This is a genomic window from Pseudomarimonas arenosa, from assembly GCF_014841215.1.
GTDB lineage: Bacteria > Pseudomonadota > Gammaproteobacteria > Xanthomonadales > Xanthomonadaceae > Pseudomarimonas > Pseudomarimonas arenosa.
The window spans coordinates 66,392-82,408 of record NZ_JACYTR010000010.1 but is presented as its reverse complement, the minus strand read 5'-3'; the positions used below and the strand labels follow the sequence as shown (position 1 = coordinate 82,408).

17 protein-coding genes are annotated in these 16,017 nt (G+C 62.2%); 6 read left to right on the top strand and 11 right to left on the bottom strand.

The features are described from left to right. Nucleotides 1-7: 7 nt before the first annotated feature. From IFO71_RS07510 to IFO71_RS07485, 6 genes are all read right to left on the bottom strand, one after another. Complete coding sequence (locus tag IFO71_RS07510; protein WP_192028930.1) at nucleotides 8-1,750, bottom strand: DUF1800 domain-containing protein; 1,743 nt, start codon at nucleotides 1,748-1,750, stop codon at nucleotides 8-10. A gap of 81 nt (nucleotides 1,751-1,831) precedes the next feature. Beyond that, the gene (locus IFO71_RS07505) at nucleotides 1,832-2,524 is read right to left on the bottom strand and encodes a histidine phosphatase family protein (protein WP_192028929.1); all 693 of its coding nucleotides are present in this window, start codon (nucleotides 2,522-2,524) and stop codon (nucleotides 1,832-1,834) included. Between the two features lie 6 nt (nucleotides 2,525-2,530). Next, nucleotides 2,531-3,007 carry a DUF4426 domain-containing protein gene (locus tag IFO71_RS07500; protein WP_192028928.1) on the bottom strand — a complete coding sequence of 159 codons (477 nt, stop codon included), beginning with the start codon at nucleotides 3,005-3,007 and terminating at the stop codon, nucleotides 2,531-2,533. Between the two features lie 471 nt (nucleotides 3,008-3,478). After that, nucleotides 3,479-4,054: a YggT family protein gene (locus IFO71_RS07495; protein WP_192028927.1), complete on the bottom strand. Its 576-nt coding sequence runs from the start codon at nucleotides 4,052-4,054 to the stop codon at nucleotides 3,479-3,481. Nucleotide 4,055: 1 nt separating this feature from the next. Then, nucleotides 4,056-4,880 (bottom strand): pyrroline-5-carboxylate reductase, encoded by an 825-nt coding sequence (gene proC / locus IFO71_RS07490; RefSeq protein ID WP_192028926.1) that lies wholly within the window; start codon nucleotides 4,878-4,880, stop codon nucleotides 4,056-4,058. 87 nt (nucleotides 4,881-4,967) lie between these two features. Next, the gene (locus IFO71_RS07485; RefSeq protein WP_192028925.1) at nucleotides 4,968-5,636 is read right to left on the bottom strand and encodes a YggS family pyridoxal phosphate-dependent enzyme; all 669 of its coding nucleotides are present in this window, start codon (nucleotides 5,634-5,636) and stop codon (nucleotides 4,968-4,970) included. Nucleotides 5,637-5,791: 155 nt separating this feature from the next. On the opposite strand from IFO71_RS07485, the gene IFO71_RS07480 reads away from it, so the two are divergent. Continuing rightward, nucleotides 5,792-6,829, top strand: coding sequence for a type IV pilus twitching motility protein PilT (locus IFO71_RS07480; protein WP_192028924.1), 1,038 nt, complete (start codon nucleotides 5,792-5,794; stop codon nucleotides 6,827-6,829). A 115-nt stretch (nucleotides 6,830-6,944) separates the two neighbouring features. Beyond that, the gene (locus IFO71_RS07475) at nucleotides 6,945-8,075 is read left to right on the top strand and encodes a PilT/PilU family type 4a pilus ATPase (protein ID WP_192028923.1); all 1,131 of its coding nucleotides are present in this window, start codon (nucleotides 6,945-6,947) and stop codon (nucleotides 8,073-8,075) included. 145 nt (nucleotides 8,076-8,220) lie between these two features. Here the strand turns inward: IFO71_RS07475 and IFO71_RS07470 are convergent, their stop codons facing one another. The 5 genes from IFO71_RS07470 to gshB all read right to left on the bottom strand — a co-directional run bounded on the left by IFO71_RS07470 (nucleotide 8,221) and on the right by gshB (nucleotide 12,133). Continuing rightward, on the bottom strand, nucleotides 8,221-9,165 hold the full coding sequence (locus tag IFO71_RS07470) for an aspartate carbamoyltransferase catalytic subunit (RefSeq protein WP_192028922.1): 945 nt from the start codon (nucleotides 9,163-9,165) through the stop codon (nucleotides 8,221-8,223). Further along, nucleotides 9,122-9,622: a Holliday junction resolvase RuvX gene (gene ruvX, locus IFO71_RS07465; protein WP_192028921.1), complete on the bottom strand. Its 501-nt coding sequence runs from the start codon at nucleotides 9,620-9,622 to the stop codon at nucleotides 9,122-9,124. The genes IFO71_RS07470 and ruvX overlap by 44 nt, the downstream gene beginning before the upstream one ends. After that, entirely contained in the window at nucleotides 9,619-10,185 is a 567-nt protein-coding gene (locus IFO71_RS07460; RefSeq protein WP_192028920.1) for a YqgE/AlgH family protein, read from the bottom strand. The genes ruvX and IFO71_RS07460 overlap by 4 nt, the downstream gene beginning before the upstream one ends. Before the next feature lie 143 nt (nucleotides 10,186-10,328). After that, nucleotides 10,329-11,243, bottom strand: coding sequence for an energy transducer TonB (locus IFO71_RS07455; RefSeq protein WP_192028919.1), 915 nt, complete (start codon nucleotides 11,241-11,243; stop codon nucleotides 10,329-10,331). Continuing rightward, entirely contained in the window at nucleotides 11,186-12,133 is a 948-nt protein-coding gene (gene gshB / locus IFO71_RS07450) for a glutathione synthase (protein ID WP_192028918.1), read from the bottom strand. Before gshB ends, IFO71_RS07455 begins: the two co-directional genes overlap by 58 nt. A gap of 283 nt (nucleotides 12,134-12,416) precedes the next feature. On the opposite strand from gshB, the gene IFO71_RS07445 reads away from it, so the two are divergent. From IFO71_RS07445 to IFO71_RS07430, 4 genes are read left to right on the top strand one after another with little or no spacing between them, the layout of a single operon-like run. Next, on the top strand, nucleotides 12,417-12,818 hold the full coding sequence (locus IFO71_RS07445; RefSeq protein WP_192028917.1) for a response regulator: 402 nt from the start codon (nucleotides 12,417-12,419) through the stop codon (nucleotides 12,816-12,818). An 11-nt stretch (nucleotides 12,819-12,829) separates the two neighbouring features. Beyond that, on the top strand, nucleotides 12,830-13,204 hold the full coding sequence (locus tag IFO71_RS07440) for a response regulator transcription factor (protein WP_192028916.1): 375 nt from the start codon (nucleotides 12,830-12,832) through the stop codon (nucleotides 13,202-13,204). A gap of 16 nt (nucleotides 13,205-13,220) precedes the next feature. After that, entirely contained in the window at nucleotides 13,221-13,754 is a 534-nt protein-coding gene (locus IFO71_RS07435; RefSeq protein ID WP_192028983.1) for a chemotaxis protein CheW, read from the top strand. Nucleotides 13,755-13,788: 34 nt separating this feature from the next. Then, on the top strand, nucleotides 13,789-15,834 hold the full coding sequence (locus tag IFO71_RS07430) for a methyl-accepting chemotaxis protein (protein WP_192028915.1): 2,046 nt from the start codon (nucleotides 13,789-13,791) through the stop codon (nucleotides 15,832-15,834). The last annotated feature ends 183 nt before the right edge of the window (nucleotides 15,835-16,017 follow it).

The following is a 16,017-nucleotide window of genomic DNA, read 5'->3' as shown; positions in this document are numbered from 1 at the left end:
CAAGCTCCTAGCGCTGAACCGCGTACTGCGCGGACGTGAGGATCAAGGCCAGCGCATCGCGCACGCGATCGCGTCGCCAGTCAGCGTTGTAGTCGGATGTGATGGCGGAGACATGCTGGATCAGCAGCTGGCGCATGTTGGAAGGCATCTGGCCACTCATGAACAACAGGTCGTAGCGATCGATCAGCAATTCCGCACGATCGGCCAGGGCTTCGTCGGGCGCCAGATCGAGCAGCAGATTGTCGGGCTCGGCATAGGGGTTGCCGATGTAGCCCCAATAGATCTGCGAGGTGAGGTCATTGGCGGTGCGCACGATCATGGTGTCGGTGATGATCTGGGCTTCCGGTGCCGCCAGGCCAGCGTCCTGCAGCGGCCCATTCGGGCTGAAATAGGGGAAGTAGAAGTTAAATACCGACGGACTGCTCAATGGCGCCTGGCCGTACTGCTCTTGCCGGTACCAGAAGTAGAAACGGCCGCTTTCGCTGCGGGCACGCATCGCCCGTAACAAGTGGATCCACTTCAGGAACGGTTCGCGCAACTTGCCGTAGGTTTGCGAGTCGCGCCAGCGATTGTCGCGCGCTTCGATATCGGTGAGGATGGCCCGCAGCACCGCGCCGAGGTTGCCGTAGTTGCCCTGGCCATCGTTATTGAACACGGCACTGATACGCGCAACGTAGGCCGGGCTGGGGTTGCTGCTGACCAGGCGTTGGATCAGCTGCTTGCTGATGAAGGGCGCCACGTTCGGGTGCCCGGCCAGGATATCCAGCGCGCTTTCCAGATCCTGCGGGGCGGTGCCGCCAGCGGCGATCTCGAAGCGGTTGGGGTCGTTCACCCCGGCGTAGCCGAGCAGGGTTTTCAGTGCGGTGTCATGCTGATACTCGATGTTCAGCATCGGCGAGCGCCAGCCGGAATCGGTGCGGGTTTCCTCGGTCGGGCCGCAGTAGGTCCAGATCCAGTATTGATCCGGGTTGGCGTCGGCGCACTCCTGCCACTTCCAGCCTGTGAATACATGGGCAAAGCCGCGGATCACGTCCTGGTCATAGGTAGGGATGGGCTGGATGCCGGCCGTGCCGGGGTCGCCGTCCATCACCGTGCCGTCCGGATTGAGCATCACCAGGCCGATCGAGAACAGCTGCATGATTTCGCGTGCATAGTTTTCGTCGGGGCGGATGTTCTCGACGAGGTTGGGCTTCTGATTGCCCATCATTGACAGATACACGCCCATGGTCGGATGCAGGGTGACCGCTTCGAGCAACTCGCGATAGCTGCCGAATGCGTGGTCGAGCAGCAGGTCGTAATACTGCGCCATGGCGAATGGATTGCCTTCGAGGCCACCAGAGGCATCGGAGATGACGAAGATCTGCGACAGCGCGTAGGCCATCTTCTGCCGCATCTCGTCGTCGGCATACATTGCCCGCTGCAGCCAGGCCTCGAGGCGTACGTTCTGATAGACCGGTTCGCCGGAGGCGCGCACCTGATCCAGGTAAGGCAGATGGCGCGTGGCGGGCAGGGTCAGCTGGTGATCGATCCAGCCATTGATGCCGCGGGCGCGGACTTCGGCAATGCTTTCGGTGCTGGCGCCGAACGAGGCCTGCGACAGCAGGCGGGCCGCTTCGGCATCGGCGAGACTGACGCCTCCCTCGAAGCCGGCCTGGAAGATCACCTGAGCCTGCGCCGGTGCGGCGCCCCAGCAGAGGGCAAGACAAGACAGCAGAGCGAAACTGAGCGAAAACCTGCGCGTGGAGGGCATGGCAAGGACCGGGCTCGAAGCTAGGCGAAAGAGTAGGCCGCAGGCTACGCCAGTTTCTGAGCGCTGTGTCTCACCATTATTTCACACGTACGACCACATCGACCGTTGGTCGGCCAAGTGCGGTAGACCGTTCCAACTGCCCAACATTGGTGCACCTTCCAGCCACTGCAGCTCGCTCAAGGCGGCGTTGCGCAGGCTCAGATTCAGGTCGACGGCACGGTGGTCAGGCGCTTCCATCGCCATCGCCACCAGCTGCGAAATCACCCCGCCGGAAGAAACCAACAATACATGTTGATCCATCGCCCGCTCAGCCAAGGTCTGGCCTGCGCTGCGGGTTCGCTGCTTGAACGCAGACCATGGTTCGGCATGCTGATCCAGTGCCCCGAGCGCCCAGGCTCGCAATGCGTGGCGCAGCAGCGTGAACAATAGCTGTGGGTCGCGGCTGCGGCCAAAATCGGCAGCCGCTACGCAGGGGTGCTCGGGCGTACAGCGGATGAAACCGGCGATTACCCGGCGATGATCAAACTCATCGAAGCTGGGGTCGATCTCCACCGCTGGCAGCGGACGGCCGGCGGCACTGAAACAGGCCTGGATGGCGGCCAGCGTCTCGGCGTGGCGGCGCAGGTTGCCGCTGACCACTCGGTCAAATCGGTAGTTGTGCCGTAACAGCCATTCGCCCAACGCTCGCGACTGCCGACTTCCCAGATCGGACAACTTGTCGTAATCCTCGGCGTGAAACGACGCCTGGCCATGCCTCACGGCTAACAGTTTCATCGTCGGTCAACGCTGGCCGGGCAAGGGTGCAAAGAACTCCTGACTGAAGCGCAGCGGCACGGTGGGGCCGTTCTCGATCTCCACCTGCAGTTCGAAGCGCCAGGTGTCACCGGGGCGCACCGGCGGCTCCGATAGATAGTAGATGGCATCGGCTTCGCGAATCTCGCGGAAGTACAGGGCCTGCCGTTGCCCGGCCTCATTCACCGCTTCGCCGCTCAACTTGGCCGCTGCAGCGTGATCGCCCTGTTCGGATTTCTGGCGGACGGCGATGTTCAGCAGGCCACGGTTGGCAGAACGACTCACCGAATAGCTGCGCGCCACCTCGGGGCTAAGGTCGAGGGTCGACAGCGCGTTGTAGTGCACGGTGTATTCGCCGGCGCTGATGCTTTTCTCGGCCGAGACCGATACGCATGAGAGCAGTGCGGTCAGGGCCAGACCGAGCCGGACCCGGCGGGCGGTCGTTGTGGGGAGACGTGGTGGCATGCAGAGATCCTGTGGCTGTGCCGATTGCGGCCGACTATCAGTCTGGCATGGCTCTTCGTCGAGCCAGACCCATGGTGCGTCATTGTGCGTGTTTTCCGCCCGCAGCCAACTGCTAGGGAATCTCTGAATAAGTTCAGAGATTCTCGCGGTGCAAGGATGCACCGCCGCGATCAGCAACGTAAGTTGTTGATCAGCGTAAGACGAGTTCGGACCTGTGCCGAACTCGGCGTGTCTGAAAAGTCCAGGATGGACTTGTTCAGACCTTCCCTAGGGTCTCGTCTCGACCGGCGAATCCGCGCCCTCAACCCCGAGCGTCAGCTGGCATGGGGCGGGCCCTGGCCCGCCGCATTGGGTGGCGGATATCGAATCGGCCAGTCGCGACCCACCCCTGCAACTTGACTGCGTTGCTCCGTGACCAAGCGCATCACGGCCTTGAGTTTCCTGAACAGGCCGACCCAACAGACGATCAACTCAACCCATCGATACCCAGGCCGCCAGGTCATACAGCGGCGCCAGCAGCAGAATTCGCGCCAGCATGATTGCCAGGGTGGCCAGCAGCGGTGAGAAATCCAGCCCGCCCGTGGCGGGTAGCAGGCGGCGAAACGGTGCCATCACCGGTTCGGTGATCTGCGCCATGATCGGCACCACGGGGTGGTAACTGTCGGCGGCGACGAAGCTGATGATGATGCGGATGATGATCGACCAGAACAGCACCTGCAGCAGGATGTTCAGTGCCCCGGCCAGGGCCAGGATGGGCAGGGCGAGGGGGTGCAGGCCGCGACCGCTGAGCCCCGCGACCACCACCACGTGCAGCACCTGGATCAGCAGCAGGATCAGAACTGCGGATACGTCGAGCCGTCCGATCGGCGGCAGCAGCTTGCGCAGCGGCACCAGGATTGGATTGGTGGCCTTGAAGAAGAACTGGCAGATCGGGTTGTAGAAATTGGCTCCGACCAGCTGCAGCAGTACCCGCAGCAGGAAAACGAAGCTCAATAGATAGAACAGCGTGTCGACGATCAATAGGCCGGCGGTGGTGAAGTAGCCCATGTCAGTTCCCCGCCGCCGCCGCGAGTTCTGCGCCGCGCCGGGTGGCGGCGGCTATGGCGCGGTCGATCAATGCCTCGAAGCCGCCACCCTGCAGAGTTTCGATGGCCGCCTGCGTGGTGCCGCCCGGCGAGGTGACCCGTTTGCGCAGCTGATCGGCAGGTTCAGCCGATTCGCTCAGCATGCGCGCGGCCCCGAGCAAGGTTTGATAGGTGAGGCGGCGAGCCGCCTCAGCATCCAGACCTTGGCGCAGCGCAGCAGCCTGCATCGCTTCGGCTAGCAGAAAACTATAGGCCGGGCCACTGCCGGACAGGGCGGTGACCGCATCCATCTGTGCTTCCTGGGCAATCCACACCGCAATGCCGACCGCTGAAAGTATGCGTTCTGCCAGGGCGCGATCGGCCTCATGGCAGGCGACATTGGCGACCAGTCCGGTGGCGCCTACACCCAGAAGGGCCGGCGTGTTGGGCATGCAGCGCACGATGCGTTGGTCGCCGCCCAGCCAGGTATCGAGCTGGGTGCTGGTGATGCCGGCAGCAATCGATACCCACAGCGGCCGCCCGCTGTGGCCGTGCAGCTCCTGACACACCGTGTGCATGATCTGCGGCTTGACCGCCAACACCACGCAATCGGCCTGTTCGGCGGCCTGACGGTTGCTCTCAAAGCAGGCCACGTCGAACTCGGTCTGCAGTGCTTCGCGCGCCGCGGCCATCGGCTCAGCGACGCGGATCTGATGGCCCGGCGTGCCGCGCTGGCGCAGCCCGCCGATCAGGCAGCGCGCCATATTGCCGCCACCGATGAAGCAAAGTGTGGGTGCTGGCTGGGTCATGCGATATTCTTCCCTGAATGAAGGCTCGGTCCTTTAAACATTTGGACCGCGCGGCAGAATAGCAAGCCTGTATGCGGCAATGCGCGATCAGTCGGCGACTGGCCTGGGCCCGAACAATGCCGTGCCGACCCGCACCTGGGTCGCGCCGTGGGCGATCGCCAGTTCGAAATCGTCGCTCATCCCCATCGATAAGGTATCGATCTCGGGATGTGCGCAGCGCAGCTGCTCGAACAACTCGTGCATGCGCTCGAAGGCGCGGATCCGGCTTGTCTCATCGGCCGGGGCAGGAATGGCCATCAGGCCGCGCAGACGGAGTCGCGGGAAGTGCCTGATCTGCTCGGCCAGGCTTGGCACCTGCTGCGGATGGCAACCTGACTTCGAAGTCTCGTCGTCGACATTGACCTGAATCAGCAGGTTCAATGGCGGCCTCGATGGGTCACGATAACGGTCGAGGGAAGCCAGTAGTTTGGCTCGATCGATCGTGTCGACCCAATCGAAAGCCTGGGCCGCTTCCTTGCACTTGTTCGATTGCAGATGACCGATCAGGTGCCATTCCAGCCGCAGATCGGCCAGCTCGGTCTGCTTGGCCAGCGCTTCCTGCACATAGTTCTCGCCGAACACCTGTTGGCCCTGTTTGGCCAGGTCACGCACTTCCAGCGCGCTGCGCGTCTTGCTGACAGCGACTAAAGTCACTTTTGGGCCGCGTTCGGCTGCTGTGATGCGGCTTTGTATGCGTTGCAGGGGTTGTTCAGTCATGAATCCGGACTGGCAGTCGCGCTGATCCGCACTGGTGCAGCGAGTTCGGCGCTATACTCGGGAAGACTTTGGTGGTGGGCCCCAGTTTAGCGGTATCTGTTTGCTACGGGCATGGTCACCAAGACGCTGTCGGCGGACTACGAGGGGAGTGTTCGATGGATATCGCTGAGCTGCTGGCTTTTTCGGTCAAGAACAAGGCTTCCGACCTCCACCTGTCGGCCGGATTGCCGCCCATGATCCGCGTCGATGGTGACGTCCGGCGCATCAACATACCGGCGCTGGAGCACAAGCAGGTGCACTCGCTGGTGTACGACATCATGTCGGACAAGCAGCGTCGCGACTACGAAGAATTTCTCGAGTGCGACTTCAGCTTCGAGATCGCCGGCCTGGCCCGCTTCCGTGTCAATGCCTTCAACCAGAATCGCGGCGCCGGTGCGGTGTTCCGTACCATTCCCTCCGAGGTGCTGTCGCTGGAAGACCTCGGTGCGCCCAAGGTGTTCACCGAGCTGGTTCAGCAGCCGCAGGGCCTGATCCTGGTCACCGGGCCGACCGGCTCGGGCAAGTCGACCACCCTGGCGGCAATGATCGATTTCATCAACAAGGGTGAGTACGGCCACATCCTCACCGTCGAGGATCCGATCGAATTCGTCCACACCTCGAACAAGTGCCTGATCAATCAGCGTGAGGTGCACCGCGATACCCATGGCTTCAACGAAGCCCTGCGTTCAGCCCTGCGCGAAGATCCCGACTACATCCTGGTCGGCGAGCTGCGCGATCTGGAAACCATTCGTCTGGCCCTGACCGCGGCGGAAACCGGTCACTTGGTATTCGGCACCCTGCATACCAGCTCGGCGGCCAAGACCATCGACCGCATCATCGACGTGTTCCCGGCCGGCGAAAAGCCGATGGTGCGTTCGATGCTGTCCGAATCGCTGCGCGCGGTGATCTCGCAAACCCTGCTGAAAAAGGTCGGCGGCGGCCGCGTGGCCGCGCACGAAATCATGGTGGCGACCCCGGCGATCCGAAACCTGATTCGCGAAGACAAGGTGGCGCAGATGTACTCGGCGATTCAGACTGGTCAGAACGTCGGCATGCAGACCCTTGATCAATGCCTGCTTGACCTGGTCAAGCGCGGCCAGATCGTGCGTCAGCAGGCACGCGAGTATGCCAAAGACAAACGCCTTTTCGACTGACGCCGAAAAGGCGCGGGATTCGAGATTCGAGATTCGGGATTCGTAAGAGCATGAGCTTGCGAACACCTCGCTTCAGCGAATCCCGAATCCCAAATCCCGAATCCCGGAGTTCTCAATGAGCAGCATCGATTTCACTTCGTTCCTCAAATTGATGGCGCACAAGAAGGCGTCGGACATGTTCATCACTGCCGGCGTGCCACCTTCCATCAAGGTGCAGGGGCGAGTGCAGCCGATCACCCAGAATCCGTTGACGCCGCAGCAGAGTCGCGATCTGGTGCTTAACGTGATGAACCCCTCGCAGCGTGAGGAGTTTGAAAAGACCCACGAGTGTAATTTCGCGATTGGCGTATCGGGCGTCGGCCGGTTTCGCGTCAGCTGCTTTTATCAGCGCAACCAGGTCGGCATGGTGCTGCGCCGCATCGAGACCAAGATCCCGACCGTCGACGAGCTGAATCTGCCGCCGGTGATCAAGACGCTGGCGATGACCAAGCGCGGCATCATCATCTTCGTCGGCGCCACCGGTACCGGTAAGTCGACCTCGCTGGCGGCGATGATCGGCTATCGCAATCAGAATTCATCAGGTCACATCATCACCATCGAAGACCCGATCGAGTTCGTGCATAAGCATGAGGGCTGCATCATCACCCAGCGTGAGGTCGGTATCGATACCGATTCCTGGGAGAACGCACTGAAGAACACCCTGCGTCAGGCCCCCGATGTGATCATGATCGGCGAGGTGCGTACCCGCGAAGGCATGGATCACGCCATCGCCTTTGCCGAAACCGGCCATCTGGTGCTGTGCACCCTGCATGCCAACAACGCCAACCAGGCGCTGGACCGCATCATCAACTTCTTCCCGGAAGATCGGCGCAGCCAGCTGCTGATGGACATGTCGCTGAACCTGAAGGGCATCGTTGCACAACAGCTGATTCCGACTCCGGACGGCAAGTCTCGACGCTGCGCAATGGAAATTCTGTTGGGTACGCCGCTGGTGCAGGACTACGTCCGCGATGGCGAGATTCACAAGCTGAAAGAGGTGATGAAGGAAAGCACCAACCTCGGAATGAAGACCTTTGACCAGGCCCTGTTTGAGTTGTATCAGGCTGGCGAGATCAGCTACGAAGACGCCCTGCGCTACGCCGACTCCAGCAATGAAGTGCGCCTGAAGATCAAGCTCGCCCAAGGCGGTGATGCCCACACCCTGTCGCAAGGTCTCGATGGGGTGGAGATTATGGAGACGCGGTAGGGGGCTGACCCGCCGGTTTTTTGTTGATGGGGCAAAGTGGCGGGCCAGGGCCCGCCCTACGACTTACGCCCGCCACGCATCTTGAGGAAACCGAGTCGATGATCAAGATCAACAGCGATTCGTAGCGCCCTTCGGGCGATTCCGATCAGGCTGACTCTGCGTGCAGGGCGCTTAACACTGCCATCCTTGCGGCAACGCCGTTTGACACTTGCTGACGGATTACCGATTGCGGGCCGTCGGCGACGGCGTCGGCGATCTCCACACCTCGATTCATCGGGCCGGGGTGCATGACGATGGCGTCGGGTTTGGCCAAGGCCAGGCGTTCCGGGGTGATGCCCCAATCGCGGAAGTAGGCCTCCATCGAACTGACCAGTCCATCTTCCATTCGCTCGCGCTGCAGTCTCAGGGTCATCACCACGTCGACTCCCTCGATCGCGGCGTCGGCGCTGTCGACCACACGGAATCCCTGCATCACGTCAGCATTTGGCAGCAGGCTCTCCGGGGCGGCCAGGCGCACTTCACCTGCCCCCAGTATGCGCAGGGCGTGCAGGTCGGAGCGGGCGACCCGTGAATGGCGGATGTCGCCGATGATGGCCACTTTGAGCCCGGAGAAATCGCGGCCCTTGTGCTGGCGGATGGTCAGCATGTCGAGCAGGCCTTGGGTGGGATGCGCGCTCTTGCCGTCGCCGGCATTCACCAGGCAGGTGCGAGGCGCACAGATCTCCGCCAGCTGAGCGACCACGCCGTCACCGGAGTGGCGCACCACGAAGATATCGCCGCCCATGGCTTCAAGCGTGTACAGCGTGTCGGCCAGGGTCTCGCCCTTGCGGGTTGAGGAGTTGGCCATGTCGAAGTTGAGCACGGTGGCACCGAGTCGCTTGGCGGCCAGCTCGAAGGAGCTGCGGGTTCGGGTCGACGGTTCGAAGAACAGATTGACCACCGTCTTGTCGGCCAGGCGGGGTGGCGACAGCGGCGCACCGAGTGCCTGCGGAGACAGTGCCTCGGCTTGATCGAGCAAGCTGTTCAGTTGCTCGGCATTCAGCCGATCAAGCGTCAGTAGGTGGCGAATCGAGGTGTTCATGGGCAACATCGGGCGGAGGAGAATCGGGCATGCCGGCGTCGAGCCAGCGTTGCAGGATGATCGAAGCCGCATAGGCGTCTTGCAACTCGGCATCGCGTCGTCGTGCCTGACCTTGGCGGCGCTGTTCGGCGAATACCCGGACAGCTTCGCGCGAACTGGCGCGCTCATCGGTCATGGCAGTGGGAATGCCGGTGCGGCCCTGCAGCTGACGAGCGAAACGACGCGCTATGCGGGTAGCCGCCTGTATTTCGCCGGCCAAGGTCAATGGGTCGCCGACCACCAGACGATCGGGCCGCCACTCGCGGATCAGTCGTTCTAGATCGCTCCAGAAATTCTGCTGCTCGCGATTGAGTACCTTCAGTGGGCGCGCTTGCTGGCTGATGCTGTTGCCGATGGCGATGCCGACCCAGCGCTCGCCAACGTCGAAACCGAGGGCGCAGACCGACGCGCCGGACGCCTCGTTCATGCGTGGCCGGAATAGCTGGTCAGCAGGCTGAGATCAATGCCGATCAGGCGTGCGGCGGCCGTCCAGCGCTGGTCCAGGTCGGTGTCGAAGACAATCTGCGCCGCCGCCGGCACGGTCAGCCAGGCGTCGTCCTGCAGTTCGTCTTCCAGCTGGCCGGCAGTCCAGCCGGCGTAGCCCAGGGCGACCACCGCCTGCGCCGGGCCCTTGCCTTCGGCCATGGCGATCAGAATGTCGCGCGAGGTGGTCAGCCAAAGATGTGGCGAAATCTGAAAGCTGGAATCCCAGGTCTGCTCAGTCTCGGTGTGCAGGACGAAGCCGCGTTCGGGCTGCACCGGGCCGCCGGCCAGTACCGGCGTGGCGCTGAGATCGGCATCCTCGGTCTTGATGTTCATCTGGTTGAGAATGTCGCCGAGGGTGAAGTCCGACAGGCGATTGATCATCAGGCCCATCGCGCCATCTTCATTGTGCTGACACAGCAAGGTCACCGCCTTGGAAAAGCTGGGGTCGCTCATCCCGGGCACGGCGATCAGAAAATGATTGGCGAGGAACCGATCGGCATCCATGGGGGCATTGTAAGGGTAGTGGCGGCGGCTGGCATGAATTCGATGCGGGCTGGCTGGCGTGCGGGTTGGGGGCGCGCTCGGTCGAGGCTGGCTTCGACGCGCTCCGCCAGCGTTGACCACGGTCAGCGGTGCAGCCTGTTGGGTTACTGATTGCGCAGAATGTTGCCGGGCAGGAATTGCCAGGTACGCGTGATATGCAGCACGTCGATCTTATCCTTGGTTTCAGGCAACGGTGCGAACGGCTCGGCCAGACGCACGGTGCGCATGGCCGCATCGTCCAGCACTGGGTAGCCGCTGGGCTGAATCACGTCGATGCGTTCGACCGTGCCGTCGCGACGCACCGCCACGGTCATCACCAGTTGCCCGTGGATGTTGCGTCGCCGGGCTTCGCTTGGGTAGTTGAGGTTGCCAATCCGTTCAACCCGCGCTACCCAGCCGCGCATGTAGGCGGCGTACTCGTATTCGCGGGTGTTGGCGGAGAGAAACTTGCGTTTCGGCCGCTTGGCGTAGGCCTGACTCTGGCGTTCGATCTCGGCGGCCAGACGCGCCATTTCCAGGCTCGTCTCGAGTAGTTCCCGGCTGCTGGGCAAAAGTCGCTCGGGCTGGGCGATTTCGGTGGAGGGGTCGGGCCGGGCCTGTTCATCGGTGCTGGTGATATGCGGCTCAGCCGTGGTGTTCTTCGGTTTCGGCGCACTTACTGGCTGTTCACTGGGTGCCAGGCCTGGGGTTGGCTTGGGTACCGCCGAGGTGGTCGGCTCCCGCGGGCGCTCCACCTTGTCCGACTCGCCGCCGCCTTGCTGGCTGTTGGCAGCGAGGAAATCGGCTTGCTCGGGCGGCTTTTCGCTGCGTGTTTCGGTCAGGATGACGTCCAGCGTGGGCACCACCGGAGCGGCATCCTCCATGCTGAAGCCAACCCCCAGCACGATCAGGGTATGCACCAGAATCGAGAACAGCAGCGTGGCGCGAAGCCGATCCTGCGGGGTGACGCGTACGGCCGAACTCACCCGAATCGAGCCTCCAGGCAATCGAACAGATCCGCCGCGATACGGGTGCCGCATTGGGCATCGATCTCGCGCACGCAGGTCGGGCTGGTGACATTGATTTCGGTGAGTCGATCGCCAATCACGTCCAGTCCAACAAACACCATGCCGCGGCGCTTCAGCTCCGGGCCGACGACGGCGGCGATGTGGCGCTCGGCCTCGCCGATTGGCCGCGCCTCACCGCGGCCGCCGACCGCGAGGTTGCCGCGAAAATCCTGCCCGCTGGGAATTCGCGCCAGGCAATACGGCACCGGCTCGCCGTCGATCAACAGCACGCGCTTGTCGCCGTCCTTGATCTCGGGCAGATAGCGCTGCGCCATGATCAGTTCTCGGCCACCTTGGCTCAGGGTCTCAATGATCACATTGAGATTGCCATCGTCCTGGCGTGCGCGAAAAATCGAGCGCCCGCCCATCCCGTCCAAAGGCTTCAACACGCAATCGCCATGCGTCTTGACGAATTCGCGTACCTGATCGGCGCGGCGGGTGACCAGGCTGGGCGGACACAGCTCCGGAAAGTGCAGGGCGAACAGTTTCTCGTTCATGTCGCGCAGGCCGCGCGGATCGTTGACCACAAGCACGCCCAGGTCGGCCGCGCGGCTCAACAGCTGGGTGTCGTGCAGGTATTGGCTATCGACTGGAGGGTCGCTGCGCATCAGCACCAGATCGACCGTTTTCAGGCTGCCGCGGCGCTGATCGCCGAATTGGAACCAGCTTTTCGGATTGTCGCTCACAGTCAGGGAGGTCAGGTCGGCGCAGGGCTCGCCTTGCTGCCAGTGCAGGCTGCCGGGCTGCACGTAATGCAGTCGATGACTGCGCCGCTGCGCTTCCAGCAGCATGGCGAAAGTGGTGTCCTTGGCGATCTTGATGGACTCGATCGGGTCCATGACGACAGCAATGTCGATCGGCATCCGCAAAGCATCCTGCAAAGGTGGGCGAGTAAAGGTCCGCAATGCCCACGGCAGCGGTTGCTGCTTATACTAGCCCGAACGATTCGCGAGGTCGCGGACCATGTCAGTGTCGTTCGCCAAGCTCACAGACTGGCGAGGCAGCGCGCCAATCGACTTTCAGGCCCGCGCTTTGTCAGTGCAAGAAGCGCTTGCTTGTGCTTGACAGTATGCGGTAACACTGGGATATAGCGAGAAACGGCGAGGCGTTTGCGCCTTTCCTGTACCGATAGCTAGGGGAAGCTGGATGGAAGACTCTGGAAGCGCAGGAAGCCTGTCCGGGCTGAAGGTGATGGTCATCGATGATTCCAAGACCATTCGCCGGACCGCTGAGACCCTGCTGAAGAAGGAAGGCTGCGACGTGGTCACGGCGACCGACGGTTTCGAGGCCTTGGCCAAGATTGCCGATCATCAGCCGCGCATCATCTTTGTCGACATCATGATGCCGCGGCTCGATGGCTATCAGACCTGTGCCCTGATCAAGAACAATCAGATGTTCAAGGGCACACCGGTGATCATGCTGTCCTCGAAGGACGGCTTGTTCGACAAGGCCAAAGGGCGCATCGTGGGCTCGGAGGAGTACCTCACCAAGCCGTTCACCCGCGACGAGCTGCTGTCGGCGATTCGTCGCCACGTTGATCGCGGCTGAGGAGCAAGCCAATGGCCAAGATCCTGATCGTCGACGATTCACCCACCGATACCAAGGTGTTTTCCAGCATGCTGGAGAAGAATGGTTTCGAAGTGCTGAGCGCCGACAGCGCCGAGGCTGGTATCGAAAAGGCCAAGGCGGAACTGCCAGATCTGGTGATGATGGATGTGATTCTGCCCGGTATGAACGGCTTTCAGGCCACGCGCGCCCTGTCGCGCGACCCGGTCACCCAGCACATTCCGGTGATTATCGTCAGTACCAAGAATATGGAAACCGATCGCGTCTGGGGCTTGCGCCAGGGCGCCAAGGATTATCTGGTCAAGCCGCCCACGGAACGGGAGTTGCTGAACCGGATTCGCGCATTGCTGCCGGAAGGGGTGGGCTGAGTCGATGGGTGCTGAAATCAGTCACGCCTTTGAATTGCTTGCGGATTACGAACGTCGCAGCCTGGAGCACACGCCCGGAACCCCTGAGCAGATAGATGCGTCCGGACTGTGGCGCGGCGTGGGCTATCGGATTGGTCAGCGTCGACTGGCGTCGATGTTTGGCGAAGTGCTGGAGATCATCACCCTTCCGCATCTCACCCCGGTGCCGGGCGCGCAAAGCTGGATGCTGGGAGTTGCCAACATTCGCGGAACCTTGTTGCCGGTGGTTGATCTGCGCATGTATCTGGAGGCCGAGCGCACTGTGCTGCACGAAACGCAGCGCGCCCTGGTGGTGCGGCAGCCCGGCGGCAATGTCGCGGTCATCATCGACGAGTTGCTGGGGCAAAGGCACTTCACCGACGAGCAGCGCTGCGAGCCAGGCGATCTGGCTGCGGGACGCTATGCTGACTATGTCAAACAGGCTTACGACCTGGGCGGCGTGCAATATGGGGTGTTCAACATGGCGATGTTGACGCGCGATGTAGATTTCCGACAGGCCGCGCTGGCCTGATGAGCGGTTCTTTTTTTGGGGCGAGGTTTAAAGCATGAGCACTGCAGCGGTAGCCATTGGTGGACGCGAGCGCCGGAGTCTGTACTGGCTCTGGATTACTCTTCTGGTCGTTGGTTTCTTGGTCTTGCTGGCCAACTTCTATCTCGCCAACCGGTTCACCACCGACGAAAGCAATGCCCGCAACCGGGTGACCGATATCCAGGTGCTGTCGCAGAAGATCGCCAAGTTCGCCCAGGGTGCCGGTGCCGGTAACCTCGACGAGTTCGACGAGCTGCAGGCCACTCGGGACGATATCCAGCGCAATATCGATATCCTGGTCAATGGCGGCCCGGAAGGCGGCGAGGACCAGATCCCGGCCTACGCGGACGTCGAAGGCGTAGCCGCCGAGCTGAAGCGCCTGCGCGAAATCTGGCAGCCGCTGAACGAGAGCGCCGGCAAGATCCTGCAGCGCCGGGAAATGACCCTGGACCTGTTCGACACCGCCGGGGCCTTTGCCGCCAGCCTGCCTCAGCTGCAGCAACAAATGGACGAGGCGGTACGCGCCCTGGTCGAAGGCGGCGCCTCCAGCTCGCAGATCTACACCGCCAGCAGTCAGAACCTGCTGGCCGATCGTATGTTGCGCCGCGTTACCCTGATCCTGCAGGGTGGTACCGGTGCCTTGTCGGCCGCTGACGCACTGTCGCGCGAAGTCACCCTGTACGGACAGACGCTGAATGCGCTGACCAATGGCGCCTCTGAACTCAATATCCGTCGCGTCGATATTCCGGCCGCACGCAACAAGCTGGTCGAACTCGAAGAGATGTTCCAGAACATCCAGTCCGACGTCGAAGGCATTCTGCAAAGCTCGACCGATCTGTTTGAAGTAAAGGAAGCCGCCGACGATATCTTCCTCGCCTCGGAAGACCTGTTGCGCGGCGCGCAAAGTCTCAACGCCGCGTTTGGCAAGCTGCCGGAGGCGCGTCCGTTCCCCAGCGTGACCGCGGGCTTGACCGGTGGTGCGCTGGCCCTGGTCGGTATCTTTGGACTGTTGATCACCCTGTATCGCGATCAGGCCAAGCGCTTCCAGGTCACCCAGGAACTCAATCAGCGTAATCAGGAAGCGATTCTGCGCTTGCTGGATGAAATGGGCTCGCTGGCGGAAGGCGATCTGACCGTCCGCGCCACCGTTACCGAAGACATCACCGGCGCGATCGCCGACTCGATCAACTTCGCCATCGAAGCGCTGCGCTCCCTGGTCACCACGATTAATGAGACCGCGGTGCAGGTGGCTGCGGCCGCTCAGGAAACCCAGGCCACGGCCATGCATCTGGCCGAGGCGGCTGAGCATCAGGCGCAGCAGATCACCTCGGCCTCGGCGGCGATCAACGAAATCGCCGTCTCGATCGACGAAGTGTCAAAGAACTCCGCCGAATCGGCCGACGTGGCGCAACGCTCGGTGCAGATCGCTGCCAAGGGCGCCGAAGTGGTGCGGCAGACCATTCAAGGCATGGACTCGATCCGTGATCAGATCCAGGAGACCTCGAAGCGAATCAAGCGTCTGGGTGAAAGCTCGCAGGAAATCGGCTCGATCGTTGAACTGATTAACGACATCGCCGAGCAGACCAACATTCTGGCGCTGAACGCCGCTATTCAGGCCGCCTCGGCCGGTGAAGCGGGTCGTGGCTTCGCGGTCGTGGCCGACGAAGTGCAGCGCCTCGCGGAACGCGCTTCGAACGCCACCAAGCGAATCGAAACACTGGTGCAAACCATTCAGGCCGATACCAACGAAGCGGTGTCGTCGATGGAACAAACCACCGCCGAAGTGGTGGCCGGTGCCCGTCTGGCCGAAGACGCCGGTCTGGCCCTGGGCGAGATCGAAAAGGTGTCGAACGATCTGGCCGACCTGATTCAGAACATCTCCGAAGCGGCGCGCCAACAGTCGGCCGCGGCGACCAATATCTCCGCGACCATGAACGTGATTCAGGAAATCACCTCGCAAACCTCGATGGGTGCCAGCCAAACGGCGGAGTCGATTGGAAATCTGGCGCAGTTGGCAGCCGACCTCCGGCGTTCGGTGGCGGACTTCAAACTGCCCGGCTAAGCGTAGGGGCACAGCCGATTCAGGGCTGGCCCAAGTCGGTCATGGAGGGCCGCGACAAGACTGCAATCACCACGGTGATTGCGTGCAAGGGCTGACTGGCCGATGCAGTGGACCGGTCAGGAGTGGGCAAGGCCTGTCTCAGGCGGGTCTCGTGAAATTTGGCTGAGGCAATACGGAAACGGA

What these genes read in the sequence shown, in the direction of transcription:
- IFO71_RS07455 (WP_192028919.1), bottom strand. Translation starts at nt 11,243, where the DNA reads ATGCGGCACCCGTATCGCGGCGGATCTGTTCGATTGCCTGGAGGCTCG.
- IFO71_RS07440 (WP_192028916.1), top strand. Translation starts at nt 12,830, where the DNA reads ATGGCCAAGATCCTGATCGTCGACGATTCACCCACCGATACCAAGGTG.
- IFO71_RS07470 (WP_192028922.1), bottom strand. Translation starts at nt 9,165, where the DNA reads ATGTTGCCCATGAACACCTCGATTCGCCACCTACTGACGCTTGATCGG.
- IFO71_RS07510 (WP_192028930.1), bottom strand. Translation starts at nt 1,750, where the DNA reads ATGCCCTCCACGCGCAGGTTTTCGCTCAGTTTCGCTCTGCTGTCTTGT.
- IFO71_RS07445 (WP_192028917.1), top strand. Translation starts at nt 12,417, where the DNA reads ATGGAAGACTCTGGAAGCGCAGGAAGCCTGTCCGGGCTGAAGGTGATG.
- IFO71_RS07480 (WP_192028924.1), top strand. Translation starts at nt 5,792, where the DNA reads ATGGATATCGCTGAGCTGCTGGCTTTTTCGGTCAAGAACAAGGCTTCC.
- proC (WP_192028926.1), bottom strand. Translation starts at nt 4,880, where the DNA reads ATGACCCAGCCAGCACCCACACTTTGCTTCATCGGTGGCGGCAATATG.
- IFO71_RS07500 (WP_192028928.1), bottom strand. Translation starts at nt 3,007, where the DNA reads ATGCCACCACGTCTCCCCACAACGACCGCCCGCCGGGTCCGGCTCGGT.
- IFO71_RS07505 (WP_192028929.1), bottom strand. Translation starts at nt 2,524, where the DNA reads ATGAAACTGTTAGCCGTGAGGCATGGCCAGGCGTCGTTTCACGCCGAG.
- IFO71_RS07475 (WP_192028923.1), top strand. Translation starts at nt 6,945, where the DNA reads ATGAGCAGCATCGATTTCACTTCGTTCCTCAAATTGATGGCGCACAAG.
- gshB (WP_192028918.1), bottom strand. Translation starts at nt 12,133, where the DNA reads ATGCCGATCGACATTGCTGTCGTCATGGACCCGATCGAGTCCATCAAG.
- IFO71_RS07485 (WP_192028925.1), bottom strand. Translation starts at nt 5,636, where the DNA reads ATGACTGAACAACCCCTGCAACGCATACAAAGCCGCATCACAGCAGCC.
- IFO71_RS07460 (WP_192028920.1), bottom strand. Translation starts at nt 10,185, where the DNA reads ATGGATGCCGATCGGTTCCTCGCCAATCATTTTCTGATCGCCGTGCCC.
- IFO71_RS07430 (WP_192028915.1), top strand. Translation starts at nt 13,789, where the DNA reads ATGAGCACTGCAGCGGTAGCCATTGGTGGACGCGAGCGCCGGAGTCTG.
- ruvX (WP_192028921.1), bottom strand. Translation starts at nt 9,622, where the DNA reads ATGAACGAGGCGTCCGGCGCGTCGGTCTGCGCCCTCGGTTTCGACGTT.
- IFO71_RS07495 (WP_192028927.1), bottom strand. Translation starts at nt 4,054, where the DNA reads ATGGGCTACTTCACCACCGCCGGCCTATTGATCGTCGACACGCTGTTC.